We start from the raw sequence: 22,496 nt of genomic DNA, 5'->3' as shown, positions 1-22,496 counted from the left end.
TAACTGTGAATGCAAGTATTTTAACTAGTTAATTACAAATCTTTTATCGATTATGAATCGATTATTAAACTATTTTTCTATTTATACGTTATAATTCGGTCGTAAGGGATTTTCCCGTACGATATCTAATCATATCAAAAAAATCACGCTCAGAAAACAGGTTTATTGACAATGAGTGAAGTAAGTTATAAAGAAATTAGTTCCGAAGAGAATGGGCAGCGTTTGGATAATTATCTGATTCGAATTTTAAAAGGAGTTCCTAAAAGCCATATCTATAGGATTATTCGTGGTGGAGAGGTTCGGATTAATAAAAAACGAGCACAAGCTAACAGTCGTTTACAAACCGGGGACAGCATAAGAATACCACCAATTCGAATGACTGATTCTAAAGAAATTTTTGTAAGTGATAATTTGGCAAAACGTTTGAAGGATAGTATCATTTTTGAAGATTCTTCCTTGTTGGTAATTAATAAACCAGCAGGTATTGCAGTACATGGTGGTAGTGGTTTAAGCCTGGGGGTTATTGAAGCCTTAAGAAAGACAAGGCACGACTTATCCTATTTGGAATTAGTACATCGGTTAGATAGAGAGACTTCAGGTTGTCTTTTATTAGCTAAAAAAAGAAGTACGTTACGAGCCATTCAATCGCTATTGGAAGCCCGAGAAGTGCAGAAAACTTATTGGGCTTTATTAACGCATCGTTGGGACGGTAAAAAGAAAATCACAATTACAGCTCCTCTTGAGAAGAACACATTGAAATCAGGGGAAAGAGTTGTTTCCGTTCAGAAAGATGGCAAGGCATCAGAAACAGATTTTAAATTGTTGGAAAATTATCATCAGGCCTGTTGGGTAGAAGCCTCTCCTAAAACAGGACGGACACATCAAATTCGCGTTCATAGCGCTTACTTTGGTCATGTCATTGTTGGTGATGAGAAATACGGCGCTAAGGTGGGTGAGGTGGAAGGTATAGACTATCAACAGAATCGTCTTTATCTGCATGCAAGGTCTATTCAATTCAATCTGAATGGAGTAATGCAGGTATTTCAAGCTGATGTAGACGATGGATTTGGAAATACTTTAAAGCAACTACGTGCAAGGAGCCTATTGAGCTATGAGTAGTGCATATCAATTAGTAATTTTTGATTGGGAAGGCACGATTGCTGATACATTGGGAGTTATTTTACATACTGTTGCAACGGAAGCCAAAACGTTGGGCTTTGGTGATATCGACCCATATCAAGCAAGAAAATATGTAGACTTGGGATTGGTTCAAGCTGTAAAAAAGACATTGCCCAATCTAACTGCCGGGCAACAGGAAGATCTGTTACAAGCAGTTCAGTCTGCAATGATTTCACGGCCAACAGAAGTGCGTTTGATCCCTGGAGTATTAGAATTTATCAAGCAACTTCATCAAGCAAAGGTTGATTTGGCCATTGCTACAAATAAAGGCCACAATTCTCTAATCCGTGCTCTTCAGGCAACTGAGCTTGATCAATTATTTAAAGTGACACGTTCTGCTGGACAAGTACCGGCAAAACCTTGTCCGCAAATGCTTGAGGAAATCATGGAGGAGTTCGGGAGAGATCCTTCATCAACTTTGATGATAGGTGATTCTACAACGGATATGGAAATGGCAAAAAGAATCAATGTTAATGCTATCGGCATGGATTTTTACCATCAGCAAGAGGATGCGCTTAAAGCGGCAGGCGCTTTGGCCGTATTTGATGATTATAAGCTATTGTCAGCTTATCTGATGTTGCCGGAAGCATAAAAAAGGGGGATATTTAGCAGTGAGTACGTTAACCAGTTTGCCTAATATACTAACCTTAATGCGGATTTCAATTATTCCTGTATTCATTATGGTATTTTATTTTCCTTGCAAATGGGCTCATCCTACTGCCGCTGTTCTTTTTGCTATTGCAAGCATTACCGATTGGTTAGATGGTTATTTGGCGCGTAAACTTGAAATGATGTCTCATTTTGGTGCTTTTCTTGACCCCGTCGCTGATAAGTTATTGGTATCGACAAGCTTGTTATTATTAGTTGGAGCAAAGGATATTAATTACATCACTATACCTGCTATCGTAATTGTTGGACGAGAAATTGTGATTTCAGCCTTGCGCGAGTGGATGGCTGAAGTTGGAAGTCGCGCTAGCGTTGCAGTTGGATATATAGGAAAAGTGAAAACCTCTTTGCAAATGATCGCTTTGGTATTATTGCTGGCATTTAATCCCCTTGTTTCCTGGTGGGGGAGCTTAGGGTTTGTTCTTCTTTATGTGTCTGCTATTTTGACGATTTGGTCTATGGTTATTTATTTGGCTATTGCCTGGCCAGAGTTAATGAAAAAAAGTTAATTTTGCTGTTGACAGGGTATTTATTTTCGGTAGAATCTCATCCCGTAGAGACGCGGGAATAGCTCAGTTGGTAGAGCATAACCTTGCCAAGGTTAGGGTCGCGAGTTCGAGTCTCGTTTCCCGCTCCAAATTTAAGCGACATCAAAGTCGCTTTTTTTTTAGAGCAATAGCGAAGTATATAGATTTGAGGCTGTGTGGCAGAGTGGTCATGCAGCGGCCTGCAAAGCCGTGTACGCCGGTTCGATTCCGGCCTCAGCCTCCATTAAAAAATAGTGAATGCCCAGGTGGCGAAACAGGTAGACGCAAGGGACTTAAAATCCCTCGGTGGTAACACCATGCCGGTTCGATTCCGGCCCTGGGCACCAAAATTTGATGTTTTTAACTCGGCTCTTCCCCAAGTCCCGGGGCACTTCATCATCCAACCAGCATGCTACTCTTAATTTTAAAATCTAATGACTCTTCCAGATTTCAGGGATTTTTGTTTTCTTGCAAAAAATTTGTTATTAATTCAAAAAAATTCATGTCAGCTTAAACCACCAGAAGCATTATGGGATTAATCATTATAAATTATGATATTAAAGGGATCAAAAAATGCCATGTTAATTCAAAGTTTTGACTAGATGCAGTCAATTACAGAAGGTCTATATCCCAACTTTCCTGAGAGGGTAAATATCATTTACTGGATATTGATCTTGCAAAAGCAAGCGTAGGTCTGGCCTGTGGCCCATAGCCGTCAGGCTAAGGATTAAAAGCTCTCTCTGGTGGAGAGAGCGGTCTCGAAGGTATGTTTCTTTTTTATATCTTTTCCAGCAAAGAGAATCAGTGTTTCAAAGAAAGATTTTATAAATAATTTCAAACGGTAAGTTGAAATAAAGGCACGTGACAATTCAGCACTCTGGATAATTAATAACTTACAGGCTTTATACCATGAGAGCTCTGTATCGTGTTGATAACGTGCGGGTTCACATAAGCAGAATAAGAGCATCATACTGATAAATTTTCCGTAGGTTTCCACGATAACGCGAGCTGATTTCATAGATTTGATAGAGTCTACTTGCATTAAAGATTTACTCAATTTAAAAACAAGCCCCACCTGCCAACGTAGTGCATAACTTTGATGAATGTGTTGATTACTTATTTGTGCTTCAGTGGTGTTGGTAATGTAAATAGACCAACTTTGTAAGGTGAGAGACTCTTTGGATGGTGTTGTTCTACGCCGTTTATGAGCTTCCAAAAGCTTTTGCCTCCTCCTGTTTGCAAGTTCCTCGGGAAGCCATTGAGCAACGAGGCGTATTTGAATGTGATGCTGTGCTCCCATTAACAGTTGTTGTGAAAACAAAGGCGCTGCATTGGATATTGCCGTTAATAAATCAAAGGACTGTTTCTCTTCTGTAAATAGTTTGGTTCCGGTGAGTAAGCGGCTGACAAAAAAAGCCTGCCCATCGGTTATTTTCTTAAATGAATCCAGTTTGAAATAACCTAAATCAATTAAATAAAGAGCTCCTTTTTGTATGGAGTTAAAATAATAGTCGAAGCTTTGGTCGTTATCACAGCCAGGGGTGAGTGTTAACTCTTTGATTTGGCCCATTAGGTAATCAAACATTAATTGTATTTTTAAAGCTGCGCTGGATGCTGCTCCTCCACTTCCTTTGAAAAGCTTACTTAAGGTGCTATGCAATGATACGCTGCTGCTATCAATAATATTAAGAGCAGTAAACGCTTCTAACCCAGGGAGGTGAGGCAACTTTTCTGATTGAAAATAGCTTGGAAAGGTGGTGGATAACGCTTTAAGAAACAGCACCGTACGCTCATTGAATCGTTCGTGTAGAGACTGCTTCGTAATAAGAATTCCTTGTTTTTTTAAGAACGCTACCCAGCAGTTCTAAATCAAAGTGTCCAGTCAAACAGGTCGCAAGCAATGCCCCGATATAGGAACTGGGGTAAGCTTTGAACGTCGTTGCTTGAACTGGGTTTCTTTGCCCAAGCGTTCTGCCTCAAAAGTAAAAAAACTTAAAGATTTTTTGGGGAATATTTGATATGGTAGCCAACTGCATAGAGTCCCTTTTTCTTTTGTCCCGCCTAGGAAAAAATTTAAAGTGGACTCTAGCTTTTTTTCAAAATATTTCAATAGGTTAGATCATTATTTATTTCTTTGGCCTGACGGCTATGGGCCTTGGCCCGACCTACGTTTGCTGAGAAAACAAAGTCTAGTAGATGACTATTTAACACGGATGTCCCAAAATCCCATGATTATGAAACCCCAGCTATTAGATATCCACAGATTCTGTGGATATCTATGTGGGTTGTCTGATGATGAATTATTAATAAGTTCTTTAAAATCTTTAGGCTTCAATCTTGGCCTTTTCTATAAGTACTGTACAATACTAACTTTAATCCAGCTGAATACGATTATGTATAAACCATTGGCTCTTTTTATCGGATTACGTTATACGCGTTCACGTAAGAAAAATCACTTTGTTTCCTTTATTTCCCTAAGTTCCATGTTGGGTATAGGCATGGGAGTGATGGTTTTAATCACTGTTTTATCAGTGATGAATGGTTTTGATCAGGAAATTCATCGTCGTTTTTTTGGGATGGCGCCTGAAATCACCATAACAGGTCCTGATGAGCGATTAAGTGATTGGCCTGAAGTGGTTAAAAAGGTTGAAACAATTCCTGGAATAAAGGCAATTGCGCCTTATGTTGGAAGTCAAGGATTATTAACTCATGAAGGCCAGGTTTTGCCTATCGTCCTGACCGGTATTCTGCCAGAAAAAGAACAATCTGTAACTCATCTCAATAAGAAACTACTGGCAGGTAATATGGATAATCTGAAACATTTTGGGATTATTCTTGGAAAAGGTCTTGCGGACAGCCTTGGGGTGATGATTGGGGATAAGGTTACGATAATGATCCCGCAAGCAACAGTAACTCCTGCCGGTATGATCCCTCGATTCAAGCGCTTTACCGTTGTAGGTGTTTTTTCTGCTGGTACAGGATTTAATTTCGATACAAAATTAGCATTTATTAATATCGAAGATGCCCAAAAATTAATGCAATTCGACAAAAATGATGTCTCAGGCATAAAGATGAAAATCAATAATGTATATAAAGCACCTGAATTGTCTTATGAATTATCTGATCGTTTGGGAGAAGGATATCAAGTGGGCAATTGGACCCAGCAATTTGGAGCGTTTTTTGAAGCAGTTAAAATGGAAAAAACGATGATGTTTATGATTTTATTGCTTATTATTGCTGTAGCAGCTTTTAATTTGGTGTCCTCTCTGGTAATGGTAGTCAATGACAAACAAGCTGAAATTGCCATTTTAAGAACTATTGGCGCTACTCCTTCTACCATTTTATGGGTTTTTATTGTACAGGGAATGATGGTTGGTCTGGTTGGTACAATTCTCGGGTTGTTAGGAGGTTTAGTGTTGGCCAATAATGCAACGGAGATAGTTAATGCATTGCAGTCCTTTTTCCAGGTGAAGGTGTTGTCTTCAAGTATTTATTTTGTTGATTACTTGCCTTCTAAAATTATGTTTCGTGATCTGTGGCAAGTTTGCGCTATGGCATTATTAATGAGTTTTGCTGCAACCATTTATCCTGCCTGGCGAGCATCAAAGACAGTCATCGCGGAGGCTTTGCATTATGAATGACATCATTTTAACCAGTCAAAAGCTATATAAGTCATACCATGATGGTACTTCTACAGTTGAGGTGTTAAAAGGAGTGGACTTGGCCATAACAAAAGGGGACCGAATCGCTATTATCGGTCCCTCAGGTTCTGGGAAAAGCACTCTTTTGCACTTGTTGGGGGGGCTGGATAAACCAACCCGTGGTGCAATTACTCTTGGAGATGTCAATTGGCAAAAAATAAATGAAAAACAACGTTGTCAATTGCGCAATCAACAATTAGGATTTGTTTATCAATTCCACCACTTATTGCCTGAGTTTACGGCACTTGAAAATGTGATGATGCCGTTATTGCTGGCGGGTATGGCTGTGAAAGATGCGGAAGAAAAAGCCATTAATATGCTGGAACAGGTAGGGCTTAAACCACGATTAGCGCATAAGCCTGCCCAGTTGTCTGGAGGAGAAAGGCAACGGGTTGCCATAGCGAGAGCCTTGGTGCATCAGCCACATTGTGTTCTGGCTGATGAGCCGACTGGGAATTTGGATGAGGCAACAGCCCGGAAGGTGTTTGATTTGATGTTGGATCTTAATAAAAAAATGAATACCGCCCTGGTTATAGTGACCCATGATCAGCGGATTGCAGAACGTATGGAAAGAGTTCTCGTTTTGCATGAAGGTACTTTGTATGCGAGAGAATAAAAATAAAATAAGGAGTATTAACAATGGATGAAAAAAAAGATAAAACAGTTCATATGAAAGAAATTACAAGTACTATTGAGGACAAAGAAAAAGCCAAACCACTAACAAAATCAGAGTCTAGTTTCCCTGTTAAGTCACATAGAAGAGGGTTTTCTATTTTTTATCCTCACTCAACCGAAAATTTAAAAGTACCTTCTTCAGAACAGGCAAGTAATAAAGGATTTCTACCTGGTCCTAATTTCAATAGGGAACAGTATGATACAGTGGATGCAGGACGACCGCTTGCGAGTACTCCTGAGGATGAGATATTAGAAAAAATATTTTCGCCAAGAAATAGACGGCGATTGCTGTCTGAGGGGAACCAACCTCAACAACAAACAGCTGAAGTTGAGGAAGATTCTTTAAGCGCATTATCGATTTAATAATCCGCATGGCCTGGTGTGCGAGGGAATGGTATTACATCTCGCACATTCGATACCCCTGTAACATAGCTGATCAAGCGCTCAAAACCCAAGCCAAATCCGGCATGAGGTACAGTACCATAACGACGCAAGTCTCTATACCATTGGTAATGTTCTTTATTCAGGTTGCACTCGTCCATACGTCTATCCAGTATTTCCAATCGCTCTTCGCGTTGGCTGCCACCGATAATTTCCCCAATACCTGGGGCTAAAACGTCCATGGCAGCTACCGTTTTTCCATCGTCATTAAGGCGCATGTAAAAGCCTTTAATTTCTTGCGGGTAATTTGTCACAATAACAGGCTTTTTGCAAAGCACTTCAGCCAGGTAACGTTCATGCTCTGATTGCAGATCTAGCCCCCAGCTCACTGGAAACTCAAACTTTTGCTCACTCGCCTCAAGTGCTTTGATTGCATCGGTATAGGTCATAATTTCAAATTCAGAATCCGCAATATGTTCCATGCGTTCTATACACCCTGGAGCGACAAATTGATTGAAAAAGTCCATATCGTCTGAACGCTCTTCAAGAACAGTTTTACAGAGATAACGCAGCATATTTTGGCTGAGTTTACAAATGTCTTCCAGATTTGCAAAAGCGATTTCTGGTTCGATCATCCAGAATTCAGCCAAATGTCGGCTTGTATTGGAGTTTTCAGCTCGAAATGTTGGTCCAAATGTGTATACCTTGGACATGGCCATACAATAGGCTTCTACATTTAATTGACCAGAAACAGTTAAGAATGTTTCTCTGCCAAAAAAATCCTTACTGAAATCAATTTGTCCTTTATCATTTTTAGGTATGTTTAATAAATCCAGAGTAGATACCCTGAACATTTCTCCTGCTCCCTCACAGTCGCTGGCAGTAATGATAGGTGTATGAACCCAAAAAAATCCTTGTTCATGATAAAAATGGTGAATGGCTTGTGCCAATGAGTGACGTACTCTGGTGACTGCGCTTATAGTATTGGTTCTGGGGCGTAAATGAGCTACCTCTCTTAAAAACTCAAGAGTATGGCGTTTGGCTTGAATAGGATAAGTGTCTGGATTTTCAACCCATCCCACCACTTCAATAGATTCGGCCTGGATTTCAAAAAATTGCCCTTTTCCTTGTGATGCTACCAATTTTCCAGTCGCTATCATTGAGCAGCCAGCAGTTAATTTTATAACTTCTTTGTTGTAGTTGGATAACTGATCGGTAGCGACGATTTGTATGGGAGAAAAGCAAGAGCCATCATGAAGGCTGATGAAGGACAAGCCAGCTTTTGAATCTCTTCGGGTTTTCACCCATCCTCTTACCGTAACGGTTTCATCAATACTGATTTCGCCGTCGAGACATTGTTTTATAGTAAAGACTTCTGTCATTATATACTCCAAAATCGAAAACGATTGATTCAGGGCTTAGGAAATATTCCAATCCTTCGAGGGACTGATTTTTCTCCCGTTTGCAGTATTTCCTAAGCCCTGAATTAAAATGTGATGATACACTAAATAAAATCCGTGGGGGAACACCATGCTGCAAAGAGTTTTACTGGTATTGCTATGTTTTTTTTCTTTTTTAGCCAGTGCCAGCGATACTGTCCTAAAATTATACAGGCCTTTTGGTGAAGTTTTTGAACAAGCACCACCTGTTGTTAAAAAAATAATGTCTGGTCAATGTTATGAACAATCCCACATAATTATACGCGAAGATGCTTGGCGTTGTCAGGCTGAAGGTCAATTATTTGATCCATGTTTTGTAAAAGCAGGTAGTAAAAAAATGGGGGCTATATGCCCTCAATCTCCATGGGTTGGTGATAGTGTACAAATTAACGTAGAGATACCTTTGAATAACGAGCATCATAAGACCTTAGATATGTCTCGCACTTTTCCCTGGGCTATTGAATTGGTTAATGGCGAGTATTGTTTGGCTATAAACTCTAACGAACAATATGATTCAATGCCTGTAAGGTACCGTTGCAACAATCAAAATGTTTTAATTGGTTACCTGCAGCGATGTAAAACAGCCTGGAGTATGTTGGAGAAAACCCCTAAAGGGGTGATCACGGTGGAGTTGAGAAGAGCATGGTTTTAGGATGACTTGATGTCTGGTGCCGCATCATGGAATGCCGGTAGAGTTAGACAATACTCATTGATTTCATTGATTATTGGGTAACTTGCCATATCAAAATGAAATCGATGGGCATTATAAACCTGGGGGATCAAACAGACATCAGCCAGACTAACTTCACTTCCAAAGCAGACTGGCTTGTCGCGCTTCATAGCTCCAAGTTTTTCCTCAAAAGCATCAAATCCTGTTTTTAGCCAATGATGATACCATTCCAGTACCTGTTCTTCATTCGCTTTAAATTGTTCTTTTAAACGATTCAGCACTCTTAAATTATTAAGAGGATGCATATCACAAGCAACAATTAAAGCCATTGATTTTAGAGTGGCTTTCATAAAAGGATCTTTAGGAAGCAATGGCATTTCTGGATAGATTTCTTCCAAATAATCAATGATTGCCATTGATTGGCTCAACACGTGTCCATTAATGTCCAGGCTGGGAACAAGTTCTTGAGGGTTAACTTGGTGATACTTCAGGCTATGCTGTTCGCCTCCATTATTAACCAGATGCACTTCAATTTTTTCGTAAGCAATTTTTTTTAAATTAAGAGCGATTCTTACTCGATAGCATGCGGTAGAGCGGAAATAGTCATACAATATCATAAGGAATCCTTATCGTATTTCGTTACTATTTGGTCAATGGAGCCAAATAGGGAGTCTCCTTGACTATCGAGCATTTCTATGCGAATTCGGTCTCCAAATCGCATAAACGGTGTTTTTGCCTGTCCGAATTCGATCATTTCCAGCATTCGCTTTTCAGCGATACAAGAAGATCCTTTGCTGCGGTCGAGGTTGGATACTGTTCCAGAACCTATAATAGTACCTGCGGTTAAAAACCTTGTTTTTGCCGCATGCTGTATCAGTTCTGGAAAAGAAAAGGTCATATCAATGCCAGCGTTGGGTTGACCAAATAACTGTTCATTCAAATGGCTAATTAATGGCAAATTCACGCGTTGACCATCCCAGCAGGAACCTAACTCATCTGGGGTTATTGCTACCGGGGAGAAGCTGCTGGCAGGTTTTGATTGGAAGAATCCAAACCCTTTTGCCAGTTCATCGGGTATAAGATTACGTAGAGAGACATCATTAACCAGCATCAAAAGTTTGATATGATGGGCAGCGTTTCTATGATCAATCCCCATGGGAACATCATCAGTGATAACGGCTACCTCGGATTCAAAATCAATCCCATAGGCTTCTGAGCTGACCAAAATTGGATCACGAGGTCCTAGAAAAGCATCAGATCCACCTTGATACATGAGTGGATTGGTCCAAAAATCAGCGGGCATTTCTGCTCCTCTGGCTTTACGAACCAATTCGACATGGTTTACATAGGCACTGCCATCGGCCCATTGATAAGCTCGGGGTAATGGTGAGGCACATAGCTTGGGATCAAACGCAAAAGCATCTTCAATTTGATTATCATTTAACTGTTGATAAATCAGTTGTAACTTGGGTTCAACAACATCCCAATGATCCAGAGCATATTGAAGTGTTGATGCGATATGAGGAACGCGGACTGCAGTAGTCAGTAATCTGTTAACAATGCAAAGTTCTCCATCGCGAGAACGAGTTGATTTCAAACTGGCGAGTTTCATTTGGATCTCCTGGCTTATGCCTGAAAAATAGCATCATTACATTTCAACGGTTTTTTTAGGTCAATTCTTTTAAAGTACCACGTCGAACTTGATCTCTTTCAATGGCTTCGAATAAAGCCTGGAAATTTCCTTCACCAAATCCTTGATTGCCTTTGCGTTGAATAATTTCAAAAAAGACTGGTCCAAATATGTTTTCAGTAAATATTTGTAGTAACAAACCATCTTTGGGGTCTACCTCTCCATCAATTAAAATTTTCTCGGCATGGAGTTGATTCAGTGGCTCCTTGTGCCATGGGAGGCGGTCATTAATCATCTCATAGTAAGTATCTGGCACATCGAGGAATTTTACCCCTTGTTTTCTTAAGCCATTGACTGTTTTATAAATATCATTGGTATTGAGAGCAATGTGTTGAATGCCTTCTCCATGATACTCATGAAGAAACTCTTCAATTTGTGATAAATCATCTTTGGATTCGTTTAAAGGAATTTTGATTTTGCCACAAGGGCTACCTAATGCTCGACTGACCAAACCAGTCATTTTTCCTTTGATATTGAAAAAACGAATTTCCTGGAAGTTAAAAATGGAAGCATAAAAACTGGCCCATTTATCCATATTACCGCGATAAACGTTATGGGTGAGATGGTCGATTGCGGTCAGGCCATTTCCAGCAACGGGTTCTGATGAGGTAATATTCCATTCATTAGAGAAAGGTTGGTGTTCCTCATCCACAAAATAAATAACACTGCCACCAATAGCCTGGATAGCTGGTAAACCGTGATTGGCATGAGGAGCATCCTGAAATGCGGTTCCGCCATGCGCAATAGCGTATTGAAAAGCGGCTTTGGCATTTTTTACTTTAAAGCCCATTGCACAAGCGCCTGGGCCATGGGTTGAGGCATGAGCTTCTGCCTGGCAATTGGAGGCTGCATTCACTATAAATTGTATTTCCCCTTGTTTGAAAAGAGTAATGTCCTGATTTTTATGGTGGGCAACGGCCTGAAACCCCATTTCAGAAAATTGTTGATGTAGTTTACTTCTATCAGGGCCTGAAAATTCTAAAAAGGCAAAGCCATCTAATCCGCAGGGGTTGTTATTTTGCATTATCAGATTCTCCTTGTACTTATTTACATAGCAATGCAGTGTATTGCTTGCCAGGGATTTTAAAGACTAAATGGGTTGCACCAGAAACATCCCATCAGCTATAGCTAACAAGCTGACAAAGACTCTTGAATCGTTTTTAATCACTTGATTTAATTTTTTAATTTCTCTGGTTTGTCCACTCGTATCATTCGGATCAATTACTTTTCCATCCCAAAAAATGTTATCTATGGCAATTAATCCTTTAGGTGTAACCAATTTTAAAGCCAGTTCATAGTAATTCAGATAATTGGTTTTGTCAGCATCAATAAAAATGAAATCAAATTGATGTTCTCCACCTTCATTAAGTAATGAATGCAAAGTGTCAAGAGCAGGTCCAAGACGTAATTTAATTTTATGTTCCTGTTTGGCCTCACGCCAATAAGCATGAGCATGCTTTGTCCATCCCTCATTAATATCACAGGTGATAACTTGCCCATCATCAGGCAAAGCAAGGGACATAGCCAAGGCACTATAACCTGTGAATGTTCCAAGTTCCAATACCTTCTTTGCACCAATCAAGCGTATCAGCATCTGCATAAATTGAGCTTGCTCAGGAGCTACCTGCATATTGGCGAGTTCCATAGTGGATGTTTCTTTGCGTAATGCCGCAAGAACAGGATGTTCCCGCAAGGAAACATCAAGCATGTATTCATACAACTCTGGAGTAAGAGATAAATGTTTCATAAAGGGCGTCCAATTAAGCCAATTTTTCCTTAGCCAGAGTATCAGCAATCTCGCTAGTGGGTAAATTATCTTTAGCAGAACGAGTGAAAATTTCAGTCAGGGAAGTATAAATGCTATCAATTTGCTCGCTAACCTTGTCTTCAGGCGTTTGCAAATATTTAGAGGCGGCGAATATTAAACCACCTGCATTAATAACATAATCAACAGCAAACAAAATACCTTTTTCGTGTAAAATCTTGCCATGGTAAGTGTGTGCAAGCTGATTATTGGCAGCACCAGCAATAATACTGGTTTGTAACTGGGGAATAGTGAGATCATTGATAATCGCACCTAAAGCACAAGGAGCAAATACATCACATGGTACTTTGTGGATAATGTCAGTGCTGACCGCTTTGGCTCCCAATTCTTGAACTGCCATGTTCACAGCAGCAGGTGAAATATCAGCAACGGTTAATGTTGCTCCTAATTCGTGTAATTGTTTTGCCAGAGCATAACCGACGTGGCCTAGACCCTGAATAGCAATATGCAAACCTTTGAGAGAGTCTTTACCTAATTTAAAGGCAACAGCAGCCTGAATTCCTCTTAACACACCTTTGGAAGTAGAAGGAGAAGGATCTCCATTGTATCTGGATAAGCTGGCAACATAGTCAGTATGCTCAGCAATAATATCCATGTCACTTAATTCAGTACCGCTATCCAAAGCAGTGATGTACCTGCCATTTAATTCATTGACAAACTCACCAAACCGATGCATGTACTCTGTTCGATTAAAAAAACCCTTAGGTTTAATAATAACCGATTTTCCACCACCCAAAGGTAAATTGACTGAAGCAGCCTTAAAGCTCATGCCTCTCGCAAGACGCATAGCATCCTTCAAAGCAGCAGCAGTGCTAGGATATTCAATAAATCGACAACCACCCAAAGCAGGTCCCAACTTGGTGCTATGAATCGCAATCATAGCCTTCATACCCGTTTGCGGATCCACCTTAAAGTGTAAATCACCAAATCCATGAGACAATGCGTATTCGAGGAAATCTTCTTCAGCCAAAACCTGGTTATCATTTTTAATATTGTCAACAGACATCATTTTTAAGCTCCTCTTGCAATAATTTTGGGAGAAGTTATAGATCTATTCGTCAATTAAATCAATGTAATTCTTAGCAAACGGCCTTATTTGGCGCATCTTGAGAAAAAAACATTCTAAAAAATGCTCATGTACTTCAATGTACACTGCGCTTTTTTATCCTGTTTATTTTCCCAATCTGCGTTCAAATCTGACTATTTGATAGTAATTCTGCAAAGGATTTGTATTAGAGTGATAGTTTGTTTATTCATTTAAGTAATTCTGGTTCAAACTGCTGTGGTGTCTTCTGGTTTGCTGGTATACACTAATTCCAATAGAAACATTCTGAATGGAGCCTATTATGAGAAAAATTGCCTGGATGCTGGGGTTAATGGTTTTAACTTCTTTTGCTTGGGCTGATAACGAGACACCGGATTTGGTACTTGATAAGATTTTTTTTCAAGTTTCTGCCAAAAAATGGGTTACTACCCAAACAGCGTTACTAAATGTCAGTATCAATGCCACACTAAGTAATGCTGATTTAGTGAAAGCACGGGCAGACATAATGGATAGCTTAAACAAAATTGCTAAAGGGGAATGGCATCTTGTGCAATTTGATCGCTCTCAGGATAGTTCTGGCCTTGAGAAACTTTATGTACAAGCTCAGGCAAGAGTCGATCAATCTGTTCTGACCAATATTTATCAAAATGCCAAATCAGTCAGTAAGCCAGGAGCTCAATATGAAATCAGTGGCGTTGAGTTCAAACCAAGTTTAGAAGAGACTCAAGTCGTACGTGCCAAAATTCGTGAACAGCTTTATCAGCAAGTGAATGAAGAAATTGATCGTATGAATAAAGCCTATCCCAAGCAAAATTACTCTGTCAGTAACCTGGTGTTTTTCGAAGGTGATACTATTCCTCAGCAACCGAGAGCGTATCAAGCGAAAGAAATGAATGCTTTAGCTATGGCTGCTGCTCCGGCACCATTGACAGTGAGTAATGAGTTGATATTGACCGCTATGGTGGAAGCTGCATCCAATCGTAAGCAGGGAGATTAATTTGTTGGTTGTTGAAAAAATTATTGGTCACCGGGGAGCATCAGGCTATGCTCCGGAAAATACGATGGCTTCTTTTAATAAAGCATTGTCTTTAGGTTGCCGTTTCATTGAGTTTGATGTGATGTGTAGCCTTGATGGTGAACCTTTTGTCATTCATGATGACAATTTGAAACGGACCACCAATGGAAAAGGGGATGTGGGACTGATGGAGGCAAATTATCTTCGCAGTCTCGATGCTGGCTCTTGGTATTCGAAGCAGTATAAGGGAGAAAAAATTCCACACTTTACTGATGTGCTAAAGTGGTTGTCTTTTTCTGGTGTCCAGGCGAACATAGAAATAAAGCCTTATCCCGGAACTGTTGAGCAAACTACTGTAGCTGTGCTAAGTCATATCCATCGGCATTGGCCCCAAAATAAGGAATTACCTCTCATTTCCTGTTTTGAATGGGATGCTTTGGTCTTATGTCGCAGTATTGCTCCAGAAATGCCTTTAGGGCTCTTGCTGCATGAGTGGGATAAAGACTGGTTACAGAAGGCAAAACAATTGGAATGCTATTCAATACATTTCAATAGAAAGATACTAACGGCTGATCGAGTGAAAGCTGTGAAAGATCAAGGGTATGTTGTATGCGCCTATACTGTAAACCGTAAACGTTTGGCCAAAAAATTATTTGATTGGGGCGTTGATGCCCTCTTTAGTGATTATCCAGACCTGTTAAAATGAAAATACTCTTTTTGTTTTTGTTAATCTCTCTAAGTGTCATGTCTGCCCAGGCCAAACCGGTTGAACTGGTTTTTTGGCATGCGATGGCAGGGCATTTGGGTGATGAAGTCCGCTTGCTCGCTGATGATTTTAATAAAAGTCAAAATGAATACCAAGTCAAACCGATTTACAAAGGAAACTATACGGAAACTCTTACCAATTTTGCTGCTGCATTCAGAGCTCGTCAGGCGCCATCAATAGTTCAAATTTTTGAAGTAGGCACTTCAATCATGCTGACTCCTTCAGGCGTGATCAAACCCGTTGATTTGTTAATGAGTGAGCAGGGTATCAGTTTGCCTAAGAATGATTTTATTCAATCAGTGCGTGAGTTTTACAGCAGGGATGGACAATTAATGGCAATGCCATTTAATCTCTCGGCACCAGTTCTGTACTATAACGCTGATATTTTGGCCAAGGTAGGATATGGCAAGCATAACTTCCCCCAGACCTGGTCAGCAATGGAAATAATGGCAGAAAAAATTAAAAAGGCGGGTTATGATTGTACATACACCACGGCTTATCCTGGGTGGGTTTTATTTGAGTCTTTTCTGGCTATCCATGGATTGCCTATAACCCAAGGTAACCCTGCTCGTGCCGCTTTTCATACCCCCAAATTGACAGCTCATTTTCAAAGACTAAAGCGCTGGCATGATTTGCATTATTTTCGTTATGGAGGCCGTGTCGATGATGCTACCATTTTATTTACTAGCAGTGTCTGCCCGTTATTTAGTCAATCATCGGGTGCTTATAATAGTTTATCTGCTCTTGTTCCTTTTCATTTGGGTGTTGCAACAATGCCTTTGGATACTGAAGCCAGTTCGATAAGACATGCTAATGTGGCAGGGGGGGCTGCTCTATGGGCTGTAGGAGGACAGACAGAAGAGCAATATCGAGGAATTGCGAGATTTTTTGCATTCATTGCAAAACCTGAAGTGCAAAAGCGCTGGCATGAGCACACGGGTTATTTGCCATTAGGGTTAAAAGGAATTTACGCCAATATTGTGCAATCAAGTCAACATCCCACTTTATTATTAGCCAGAACAGATCTTGAAGATAATTTGCCTGAGAAACCTTATAAACACATGGGACCACAAAATCAAATTCGCGGAATTAATGATGAAGTGTTAGAGGCAATGTTTGCAGATCTGATGAGTCCTGAGGAGGCACTGAATGAGGCAATAATCAGAGCCAATCATTTATTGTTACGTTTTGCCAGAAATACTCAGGGAGAAAGGTTAGTTGATGATAAAGCCGGCAAGGGTTTAGGTTAAGATTTTTGATTAATTGATTCGGGGAGAAAAGAGCATGAGTATCTCTTCCATGAAGGTTCTTATCAATTAGGTGATACATATTTTTTTAACTTGTTTCAAAGGATGAAATGATGATTATTAGATTCTCAAAGGTGTTGCTTGTTGTTGCGGTTTCTTTTTTTTGTTTACTGACTGCATTTGGAAACATTACTGATTACTCTGCCAATTTTCCTGCTGTAGTAAAAGTATTAACCATGAGCGATGTGTTTCCTAATTCCACAATCACTTATCGAGCAATTACTAGCTCAGCCCTGCATTATATTGCATTTATTATCATTGTTATCCTGGAGTTATTAACCTCCATATTTTGCGGAATTGGTGCGTGGAAATTATTTAAGGCAAGAAATGAAAGTGCTCCTGTTTTTAATCATGCCAAGAATTGGGCTATCGGAGGCCTGACTTTGGGCTTTGTAACCTGGCAAGTTCTTTTTATGTCCATAGGCGGAGAATGGTTTGGTATGTGGATGTCTCCCATGCTGAATTCAGCTCTTACCACAGCTTTTCATATCTTCATTACTATTTTAGCTGTGATGATTTATTTAGTGATTAAGGATGAATAAGTAAACATCAGAGATTAATATTGATTTGGTTGGAAGAGAATAATCAAAACATCAGACCAAAATAATTTTTGGTCTGATGTGTCATTGTTTATGGATTTAGATGGTTTGTAAATTCGGATATAATCTCTGTGAGCTTTCTTCTGCTTCAACTTCTTTATTGCGTACTGATGAAGTGGAATTTGAAGTGTTACTGAAAAACCGTACTGTATCCTTTTGATTTTGATCATGTTCGTTAATCTTATCTAAAGACTCGAATTCATCAAAACAGTCTAAAAATTTGCTTGCTGTACTGACTGTCATCAAAAAGGTAGACAAGGAGACCGCAATACCTAGGAGAGGTTCACAAAAAGTTAAGGGGATACCCACTGATACACAAGCCAAATAACTGAAGAATGCTGCAGTAGCCCAGAACATCAGTTCACAGACTTTAAAGAAATTGGCGATAATAACATCAGCCTGCTTGGATTCTGTCGTATCTTTTATTGTTTCAACTGCTTTATCAGCGTTGATTTGACCAGACTTTACTTGTGAGACCAACGAGATGAAATTTTCATATTCTTCTATGGCTTCGATACCATCGTCTTCATTATCAGTCTTATTGAAAGCTGAATTATAAAAATACTTGATTTGATTTAACTGCTGGAGAAATTTTCTTGATAATTGCTGGCCATTAAAAAGTTGATTTAATTGTGTATCACAATTCTGCAAGCGTTTTTCCAAGAGCTGGGCATTGTTGTAAGAAGGCATAGTTTACCTCAATTTAAATTATAAATTTAAAATCCTATTGATTTATAACGAATTATTGGATTATATATAACCAATGTGGCAGCATAATACCATATTTTAAAGAAAATTAAAGTTTAACTTATCAAGAATAGTTTTTTACAAAAACAGAAAATCATAAGCTTTGTTTTATTGCATCATACAAGCTGGTAAAACGGATACCTTTACCCAATATAGTTTTTAACAAGTCAATCTTCAGCCGTTTAGAAGCACGCATGAACTCTCTTTTCATAGGACTTGCTTTTCCCCAAGCCTGTTCAAAGGACTCATAGGGAGCAGATTCAATTCCTAATACGCTTGCTACTGTTTGTTGAAGTTCGCCCATGGGTGTTGGGTTGCCATCGGCAACGTTGTATACAGTTGATGGTGTTTGTTTTTGGCCAAGTAAATAAGCAATTAAAGCCAAATCCTTGACAAAAATATGATTGGTAAAAGGAGCTTCGGTCGTTTTTATTATCGGAGTTTTTGATTTGGATGCATCTGCTGGAATTCTATTGGGTCCGTAGATGCCTGCAATACGTAATAAGGAAAGTTCTCTATTGTGTTGCTGACAATAGGCCAACCATTGTTGTTCTGCGTCCAATCGTCTTTGTTGACGTGGAGAGTCAATAATACAAGTTGATAATTCGTCAACCCAGGCTCCTTGATGGTTTCCGTAGATCCCACTTGAACCAAAGTAAATAATTTTCTTTGCATTTAATGAACTTTGATTTAAAAACTGTTGTAAGAAAGTATCTCTGGTGCCTTGAGAAGGAGGTGGAATTAGATAGTAGATAATGGAATCGGGTTCGTTCCAATCAAATGGGTATTCGAGATCATGGGTTATATGATGTAGTTTTGAAAGTTCGAATTCCTTTTTTAATTGTCGTGATACTACGGTGACCTGTTGATGATGCCCTAGAAGCTCTTGAGCCAGGTAATAACCACAATAGCCATAACCAAGAATTAAATGATGCATAAGTAGTTCCGATAAATTAAAATTGCTTTATTGTTTAACCTGAAAACGACATAAGTTCTGAAAATCACAGCGCTGGCAAATGGTCAGATTTTGAGGGCGTGGCGGACAATAGCCTGACTTAATTTCTTCAGCTAAATGAGTTAATTGTTTTAGCCAACGTTGTCGATAGTCTTCCCAATTTTCGTCCTCTTTTAAAGTATGAATCTCTTTGGTTTCCCATTTTTCCTCGCTAAAACCGCTGAGCTTGATTTTTCCGGTTTTTAATTGAATTAATAACAAAGTATTAATTTGTTCGTTAAGCAACGCATAAAGCAGCAATTGAGGCTCCATTGGCCTTTCTTCATTCCATGGCTTGCCACCGGGTAGAGTGCTTTTGTAATCGATGACCCATTGCTTATTACCTACTTCATCCAGTCTGTCCAATCTTACTTTAAAATCGAGTCCAGCCAAATTAATTGAATGATTTTCTTCCAGGCCTTTGATTTTAAAAGGAGGGCGTTGTTTTTCCCACTCCAGATAAGACAGGATAATTCTTTTTAATCTTATGTATTCAACATTGGCAACCAAGTCAGGAAAAGCTTGGGTGTGTTGTTGCCTAATCGGATGCAAAGCGCCTTGAAGTGCTTGATCAATGAATCCTTCAAGTTCATCGGGTTTTAATTTAATTAATTGCTCCTGATTTTCTAATCTTTGCCAGAGTAACTCCAGTATTTTATGGATTAATTGACCTTTTTCCTTGTCATCCATTCTATCTGTAGTTTTTAGAACAGGGTTTGCCTTAAGTCGGTGTTGTGCCAATGCCTTAAAAGGGCACTTGGCCTGATTGCTTAGTAAGCTCGTTCCGCCAGAAATGGATTCATCAGGTTTTACAGGTACTTCATAGTTTTCTTCAAGATGAACCAAACAACTTTGAACATTTGTTTTATTGTCAGCAGGTTGGCTGATGTAAGCAGGATAATGAGTAATCAATGAGCAGGGTAAATTAGGCGTGTCATCGTCAAATTGTGGATAACTAAAAACGGTTTCCAGGCTGCCTCGTTGCAGTCTTTGCAAAATTTGCTTGGCATATTGGAGCTCTCTTGCCGGGATACTGTGAGGCATGCCTAGTTCACGCTGTAATTCAAATGGGATAAAGGGCGATAAACGTGTTTGTTGAGGTAAACATCGATCAGTCAATCCCATGACCCAAAGGCTGTCAAACTCGCAACCCGATGCCTCTAACAATCCCAAAATTTGAATTGGTGAATTGCTTTTTTGTGGTTGAAAAATAGTGTTGTCTATGAGTTGTTTTAACGCCACAAATGCTTCTGTTTTAGTCAAATAGCTGCTTATCAGACTTAATTGTCTGAATTCGTCAAAAATCATTGTAAAGCGATTAAAGCATTGATAATTGTCGGAGTCCAAAACATAATCTCCAGGAAAACCAATGTTATTTAACCGCTCCTGAAATAAATCAATCCACTCATCTATGGTTGTTTTTTCAGGATAAGAATTCATATTTTTTAACAATTCAGCCAGTTTGGGCGTGCGGTAGGCAATATCTTCAATAAATAATTTTGTGGGGAAAGAGTGGTCTTGCAACAACTTGCTTTCCTGTAAGTACTCTGATCTTTGAAGAAACTCATCTTTTGCCTTGCCAAGGTAGGGTGACTGGAGTAGCAAAGCCGCTTGATGATTATTTAAGAGATTGTGATCAAGACTCAGCCAAATGAGAGCATGAGAGATCAAGTGAAATGCGCTTAATGGTTTGCCTAAAGAAATATTAAATAAATTGGGTTCAAAGCAGTTGCGTAAAATTCGTTGTAAAACCGATGACTCTTGTTCAAGGTCAGGCACAACAACTCCGATTTGCTTTTTTCCTTGTTGAATTTTCTTCTCTAGCCAAGCCATCAACTCCTGGTATTCTGTTTTTTTATCTTTAGCTGAGAACACTGCTGCAGTTTCCTGATTTTCTTTTAAATCATAACGATATTGAATTACTCCCTGTGCGTTCAAATAATGCTGCAGGGATAATTGCTGTGGATTAAAGTCATCAAAGCACATCCATATAACAGCTTTTACGAGTCCTTGATAATTGGAATCAAGCAAGTAAGGAATTAATTGATGCTGATGGATGGCAGAAATTTCTTTAAGTGTTTTATTAAAAGATTGCCACCATTCTTGAAACTGTTGTGTTTGTGGCGTGTAGTGAAAAGCAGGCTCTTCAGGTGTAAGTTGCCATTGCTCACAGTATTCCCATGCTTGCATTATTGTTTTAAGCAAGCCTTCTGTATAAATGATAGAAGGGTGGGATTTAACCAGTTTTCGCCATAAATGTTGGCATTGTGACGAGTTTAAAAGTATTGGGTGTTCCAGGTCTGGTTTTTGGAATTTGAGTTGTTCAAAAGATTTAACCAGGAATGTATTGAAAGGCAAGCACATTGGCTTTTTGATTGTTTTTCTGGAACAATAAGTGAAGTAATTCTGAAGAATTGCTCCACTTAATCTATTATTAGGAGTAATAACAACTGCTCCCTGAGACAATAGTTTATAAAGCTCATCTGACTTAAGCTCATCGGTGAACTTTATGGGCATGTCCTTCTGATTTACTTTTTGCCAATGCATGCTTATGTTTTTGTTGACGTCGAGTTTGGGTATGCAGGATATCGTATACTAATTGCCCTCTTAAATACATAGCAGCAAGCCCGGAGGCAACAGCCAGCAAAATACCAAAAAGCACATAGCTATAGGCCAGAACAATGAGATAGAACAAAACCATGCTGGTTAGAGTGGTTACTTCAAAAAGCTTGGCATGATCTTCTGACATCAAGAAGACAAGGCCGAGATCAAAGACAGGTAGTGAGGCTATGACCATACTGAATCCTAACCAAAAGGTTTTTCTTTTATAAGGTTTTTTACAGTGAACGATGGCTTCCCCAAAAATGGCCCCGGTGCAGGAAGCTACAACCATTCCCAGAATGACCGACTGATAGACCGGGATAATTTCTTCAATTCCAATCGAAGTGAGAAATGCATTGATCAGTATCGTGCCAACGACTGATAACAAGCCAAAATAGATTGCTGATAATAATCGTGGATTTGAGATCGAAAGTGCCGGATCTTGTGTGTTCATGATGCACCTGATAATGAGTCCTATATGATAAATTTTAGTACATTATTTCAATAATGTGGACTTGGGTATTATTAATTCTCTATAGTTATGGACAACAGCGGTCGTTATCTAGAAGACTTGTATGTGATTTAATGTTTCGTGCCAAGTCTTCAAGACGATGCTTATGCATCTCCTCAGCCCAAATGAATCCTGTATATCGACTGGATTTATCAAAA

General features: G+C 39.3%; 22 protein-coding genes and 3 tRNA genes. 14 read left to right on the top strand and 11 right to left on the bottom strand.

Translation table 11 applies throughout. The features are described from left to right. Positions 1 to 171 precede the first annotated feature (171 nt). The 6 genes from OQJ02_RS11455 (at position 172) to OQJ02_RS11430 (ending at position 2,719) form a co-directional block, all read left to right on the top strand. Complete coding sequence (locus OQJ02_RS11455) at positions 172 to 1,119, top strand: RluA family pseudouridine synthase (protein WP_265719154.1); 948 nt, start codon at positions 172 to 174, stop codon at positions 1,117 to 1,119. After that, positions 1,112 to 1,771 carry an HAD family hydrolase gene (locus tag OQJ02_RS11450; protein WP_265719153.1) on the top strand — a complete coding sequence of 220 codons (660 nt, stop codon included), beginning with the start codon at positions 1,112 to 1,114 and terminating at the stop codon, positions 1,769 to 1,771. The genes OQJ02_RS11455 and OQJ02_RS11450 overlap by 8 nt, the downstream gene beginning before the upstream one ends. A gap of 19 nt (positions 1,772 to 1,790) precedes the next feature. Continuing rightward, positions 1,791 to 2,354: a CDP-diacylglycerol--glycerol-3-phosphate 3-phosphatidyltransferase gene (pgsA, locus tag OQJ02_RS11445; RefSeq protein WP_265719152.1), complete on the top strand. Its 564-nt coding sequence runs from the start codon at positions 1,791 to 1,793 to the stop codon at positions 2,352 to 2,354. Between the two features lie 52 nt (positions 2,355 to 2,406). Beyond that, positions 2,407 to 2,482: transfer RNA gene (locus tag OQJ02_RS11440), tRNA-Gly, on the top strand. Between the two features lie 60 nt (positions 2,483 to 2,542). Beyond that, positions 2,543 to 2,616 (top strand) — tRNA-Cys (locus OQJ02_RS11435). A gap of 16 nt (positions 2,617 to 2,632) precedes the next feature. Continuing rightward, positions 2,633 to 2,719, top strand: a tRNA-Leu gene (locus tag OQJ02_RS11430). A 380-nt stretch (positions 2,720 to 3,099) separates the two neighbouring features. Here the strand turns inward: OQJ02_RS11430 and OQJ02_RS11425 are convergent. After that, positions 3,100 to 4,197 (bottom strand): IS4 family transposase, encoded by a 1,098-nt coding sequence (locus OQJ02_RS11425; protein ID WP_265719828.1) that lies wholly within the window; start codon positions 4,195 to 4,197, stop codon positions 3,100 to 3,102. A gap of 568 nt (positions 4,198 to 4,765) precedes the next feature. Between OQJ02_RS11425 and OQJ02_RS11420 the strand changes: the two genes are divergently transcribed. Genes OQJ02_RS11420 through OQJ02_RS11410 form a run of 3 tightly spaced genes read left to right on the top strand, consistent with a single transcriptional unit; the run spans position 4,766 to position 7,111 of the window. After that, positions 4,766 to 6,013 carry a lipoprotein-releasing ABC transporter permease subunit gene (locus OQJ02_RS11420; protein ID WP_265719151.1) on the top strand — a complete coding sequence of 416 codons (1,248 nt, stop codon included), beginning with the start codon at positions 4,766 to 4,768 and terminating at the stop codon, positions 6,011 to 6,013. After that, on the top strand, positions 6,006 to 6,689 hold the full coding sequence (gene lolD, locus OQJ02_RS11415; protein WP_265719150.1) for a lipoprotein-releasing ABC transporter ATP-binding protein LolD: 684 nt from the start codon (positions 6,006 to 6,008) through the stop codon (positions 6,687 to 6,689). Before OQJ02_RS11420 ends, lolD begins: the two co-directional genes overlap by 8 nt. A gap of 23 nt (positions 6,690 to 6,712) precedes the next feature. Then, positions 6,713 to 7,111 carry a hypothetical protein gene (locus tag OQJ02_RS11410; RefSeq protein ID WP_265719149.1) on the top strand — a complete coding sequence of 133 codons (399 nt, stop codon included), beginning with the start codon at positions 6,713 to 6,715 and terminating at the stop codon, positions 7,109 to 7,111. Here OQJ02_RS11410 and asnS read toward each other — a convergent pair. Beyond that, positions 7,108 to 8,511 (bottom strand): asparagine--tRNA ligase, encoded by a 1,404-nt coding sequence (asnS, locus tag OQJ02_RS11405; RefSeq protein WP_265719148.1) that lies wholly within the window; start codon positions 8,509 to 8,511, stop codon positions 7,108 to 7,110. The genes OQJ02_RS11410 and asnS overlap by 4 nt on opposite strands. A gap of 148 nt (positions 8,512 to 8,659) precedes the next feature. On the opposite strand from asnS, the gene OQJ02_RS11400 reads away from it, so the two are divergent. After that, complete coding sequence (locus OQJ02_RS11400) at positions 8,660 to 9,220, top strand: hypothetical protein (protein ID WP_265719147.1); 561 nt, start codon at positions 8,660 to 8,662, stop codon at positions 9,218 to 9,220. Here the strand turns inward: OQJ02_RS11400 and maiA are convergent. The 5 genes from maiA to OQJ02_RS11375 form a co-directional block, all read right to left on the bottom strand. Then, positions 9,217 to 9,855: a maleylacetoacetate isomerase gene (maiA, locus tag OQJ02_RS11395; RefSeq protein WP_265719146.1), complete on the bottom strand. Its 639-nt coding sequence runs from the start codon at positions 9,853 to 9,855 to the stop codon at positions 9,217 to 9,219. The genes OQJ02_RS11400 and maiA overlap by 4 nt on opposite strands. Continuing rightward, on the bottom strand, positions 9,852 to 10,850 hold the full coding sequence (locus tag OQJ02_RS11390; RefSeq protein ID WP_265719145.1) for a fumarylacetoacetate hydrolase family protein: 999 nt from the start codon (positions 10,848 to 10,850) through the stop codon (positions 9,852 to 9,854). Before OQJ02_RS11390 ends, maiA begins: the two co-directional genes overlap by 4 nt. Before the next feature lie 55 nt (positions 10,851 to 10,905). After that, on the bottom strand, positions 10,906 to 11,952 hold the full coding sequence (gene hppD, locus OQJ02_RS11385) for a 4-hydroxyphenylpyruvate dioxygenase (RefSeq protein WP_265719144.1): 1,047 nt from the start codon (positions 11,950 to 11,952) through the stop codon (positions 10,906 to 10,908). Between the two features lie 66 nt (positions 11,953 to 12,018). After that, positions 12,019 to 12,675, bottom strand: coding sequence for a class I SAM-dependent methyltransferase (locus OQJ02_RS11380; RefSeq protein WP_265719143.1), 657 nt, complete (start codon positions 12,673 to 12,675; stop codon positions 12,019 to 12,021). Positions 12,676 to 12,688: 13 nt separating this feature from the next. Continuing rightward, the gene (locus OQJ02_RS11375; RefSeq protein ID WP_265719142.1) at positions 12,689 to 13,762 is read right to left on the bottom strand and encodes a Leu/Phe/Val dehydrogenase; all 1,074 of its coding nucleotides are present in this window, start codon (positions 13,760 to 13,762) and stop codon (positions 12,689 to 12,691) included. A gap of 337 nt (positions 13,763 to 14,099) precedes the next feature. On the opposite strand from OQJ02_RS11375, the gene OQJ02_RS11370 reads away from it, so the two are divergent. From OQJ02_RS11370 to OQJ02_RS11355, 4 genes are all read left to right on the top strand, one after another. Next, complete coding sequence (locus OQJ02_RS11370; protein WP_265719141.1) at positions 14,100 to 14,795, top strand: hypothetical protein; 696 nt, start codon at positions 14,100 to 14,102, stop codon at positions 14,793 to 14,795. A 4-nt stretch (positions 14,796 to 14,799) separates the two neighbouring features. Next, positions 14,800 to 15,519, top strand: coding sequence for a glycerophosphodiester phosphodiesterase (gene ugpQ, locus OQJ02_RS11365; RefSeq protein WP_265719827.1), 720 nt, complete (start codon positions 14,800 to 14,802; stop codon positions 15,517 to 15,519). Beyond that, positions 15,516 to 16,829: an extracellular solute-binding protein gene (locus tag OQJ02_RS11360; protein WP_265719140.1), complete on the top strand. Its 1,314-nt coding sequence runs from the start codon at positions 15,516 to 15,518 to the stop codon at positions 16,827 to 16,829. Before ugpQ ends, OQJ02_RS11360 begins: the two co-directional genes overlap by 4 nt. 110 nt (positions 16,830 to 16,939) lie before the next feature. After that, positions 16,940 to 17,428, top strand: coding sequence for a DUF2165 family protein (locus tag OQJ02_RS11355; protein WP_265719139.1), 489 nt, complete (start codon positions 16,940 to 16,942; stop codon positions 17,426 to 17,428). A gap of 96 nt (positions 17,429 to 17,524) precedes the next feature. Here OQJ02_RS11355 and OQJ02_RS11350 read toward each other — a convergent pair whose 3' ends face one another. From OQJ02_RS11350 to OQJ02_RS11335, 4 genes are all read right to left on the bottom strand, one after another. Next, complete coding sequence (locus OQJ02_RS11350) at positions 17,525 to 18,175, bottom strand: DUF5638 domain-containing protein (protein WP_265719138.1); 651 nt, start codon at positions 18,173 to 18,175, stop codon at positions 17,525 to 17,527. 151 nt (positions 18,176 to 18,326) lie between these two features. Beyond that, complete coding sequence (locus OQJ02_RS11345; protein ID WP_265719137.1) at positions 18,327 to 19,169, bottom strand: SDR family oxidoreductase; 843 nt, start codon at positions 19,167 to 19,169, stop codon at positions 18,327 to 18,329. Positions 19,170 to 19,196: 27 nt separating this feature from the next. Continuing rightward, positions 19,197 to 21,773, bottom strand: coding sequence for a PD-(D/E)XK nuclease family protein (locus OQJ02_RS11340; protein ID WP_416209890.1), 2,577 nt, complete (start codon positions 21,771 to 21,773; stop codon positions 19,197 to 19,199). Continuing rightward, positions 21,721 to 22,281 (bottom strand): hypothetical protein, encoded by a 561-nt coding sequence (locus tag OQJ02_RS11335; protein WP_265719135.1) that lies wholly within the window; start codon positions 22,279 to 22,281, stop codon positions 21,721 to 21,723. The genes OQJ02_RS11340 and OQJ02_RS11335 overlap by 53 nt, the downstream gene beginning before the upstream one ends. Positions 22,282 to 22,496: the final 215 nt, after the last annotated feature.

Source organism: Legionella sp. PATHC032 (assembly GCF_026191185.1).
Lineage (GTDB): Bacteria > Pseudomonadota > Gammaproteobacteria > Legionellales > Legionellaceae > Legionella.
Note: the sequence above shows the minus strand (reverse complement) of the source record. Positions and strands in the feature narration are given on the sequence as shown.

Bases quoted from the DNA above. Each gene is read 5' to 3' on its own strand.
- OQJ02_RS11420 (WP_265719151.1), top strand. From the start codon at position 4,766: ATGTATAAACCATTGGCTCTTTTTATCGGATTACGTTATACGCGTTCA.
- OQJ02_RS11380 (WP_265719143.1), bottom strand. From the start codon at position 12,675: ATGAAACATTTATCTCTTACTCCAGAGTTGTATGAATACATGCTTGAT.
- OQJ02_RS11340 (WP_416209890.1), bottom strand. From the start codon at position 21,773: ATGCATTGGCAAAAAGTAAATCAGAAGGACATGCCCATAAAGTTCACC.
- OQJ02_RS11455 (WP_265719154.1), top strand. From the start codon at position 172: ATGAGTGAAGTAAGTTATAAAGAAATTAGTTCCGAAGAGAATGGGCAG.
- lolD (WP_265719150.1), top strand. From the start codon at position 6,006: ATGAATGACATCATTTTAACCAGTCAAAAGCTATATAAGTCATACCAT.
- OQJ02_RS11355 (WP_265719139.1), top strand. From the start codon at position 16,940: ATGATTATTAGATTCTCAAAGGTGTTGCTTGTTGTTGCGGTTTCTTTT.
- OQJ02_RS11400 (WP_265719147.1), top strand. From the start codon at position 8,660: ATGCTGCAAAGAGTTTTACTGGTATTGCTATGTTTTTTTTCTTTTTTA.
- hppD (WP_265719144.1), bottom strand. From the start codon at position 11,952: ATGCAAAATAACAACCCCTGCGGATTAGATGGCTTTGCCTTTTTAGAA.
- maiA (WP_265719146.1), bottom strand. From the start codon at position 9,855: ATGATATTGTATGACTATTTCCGCTCTACCGCATGCTATCGAGTAAGA.
- OQJ02_RS11335 (WP_265719135.1), bottom strand. From the start codon at position 22,281: ATGAACACACAAGATCCGGCACTTTCGATCTCAAATCCACGATTATTA.
- asnS (WP_265719148.1), bottom strand. From the start codon at position 8,511: ATGACAGAAGTCTTTACTATAAAACAATGTCTCGACGGCGAAATCAGT.
- OQJ02_RS11345 (WP_265719137.1), bottom strand. From the start codon at position 19,169: ATGCATCATTTAATTCTTGGTTATGGCTATTGTGGTTATTACCTGGCT.
- OQJ02_RS11370 (WP_265719141.1), top strand. From the start codon at position 14,100: ATGAGAAAAATTGCCTGGATGCTGGGGTTAATGGTTTTAACTTCTTTT.
- OQJ02_RS11410 (WP_265719149.1), top strand. From the start codon at position 6,713: ATGGATGAAAAAAAAGATAAAACAGTTCATATGAAAGAAATTACAAGT.
- OQJ02_RS11350 (WP_265719138.1), bottom strand. From the start codon at position 18,175: ATGCCTTCTTACAACAATGCCCAGCTCTTGGAAAAACGCTTGCAGAAT.
- OQJ02_RS11360 (WP_265719140.1), top strand. From the start codon at position 15,516: ATGAAAATACTCTTTTTGTTTTTGTTAATCTCTCTAAGTGTCATGTCT.
- OQJ02_RS11450 (WP_265719153.1), top strand. From the start codon at position 1,112: ATGAGTAGTGCATATCAATTAGTAATTTTTGATTGGGAAGGCACGATT.
- OQJ02_RS11375 (WP_265719142.1), bottom strand. From the start codon at position 13,762: ATGATGTCTGTTGACAATATTAAAAATGATAACCAGGTTTTGGCTGAA.
- OQJ02_RS11390 (WP_265719145.1), bottom strand. From the start codon at position 10,850: ATGAAACTCGCCAGTTTGAAATCAACTCGTTCTCGCGATGGAGAACTT.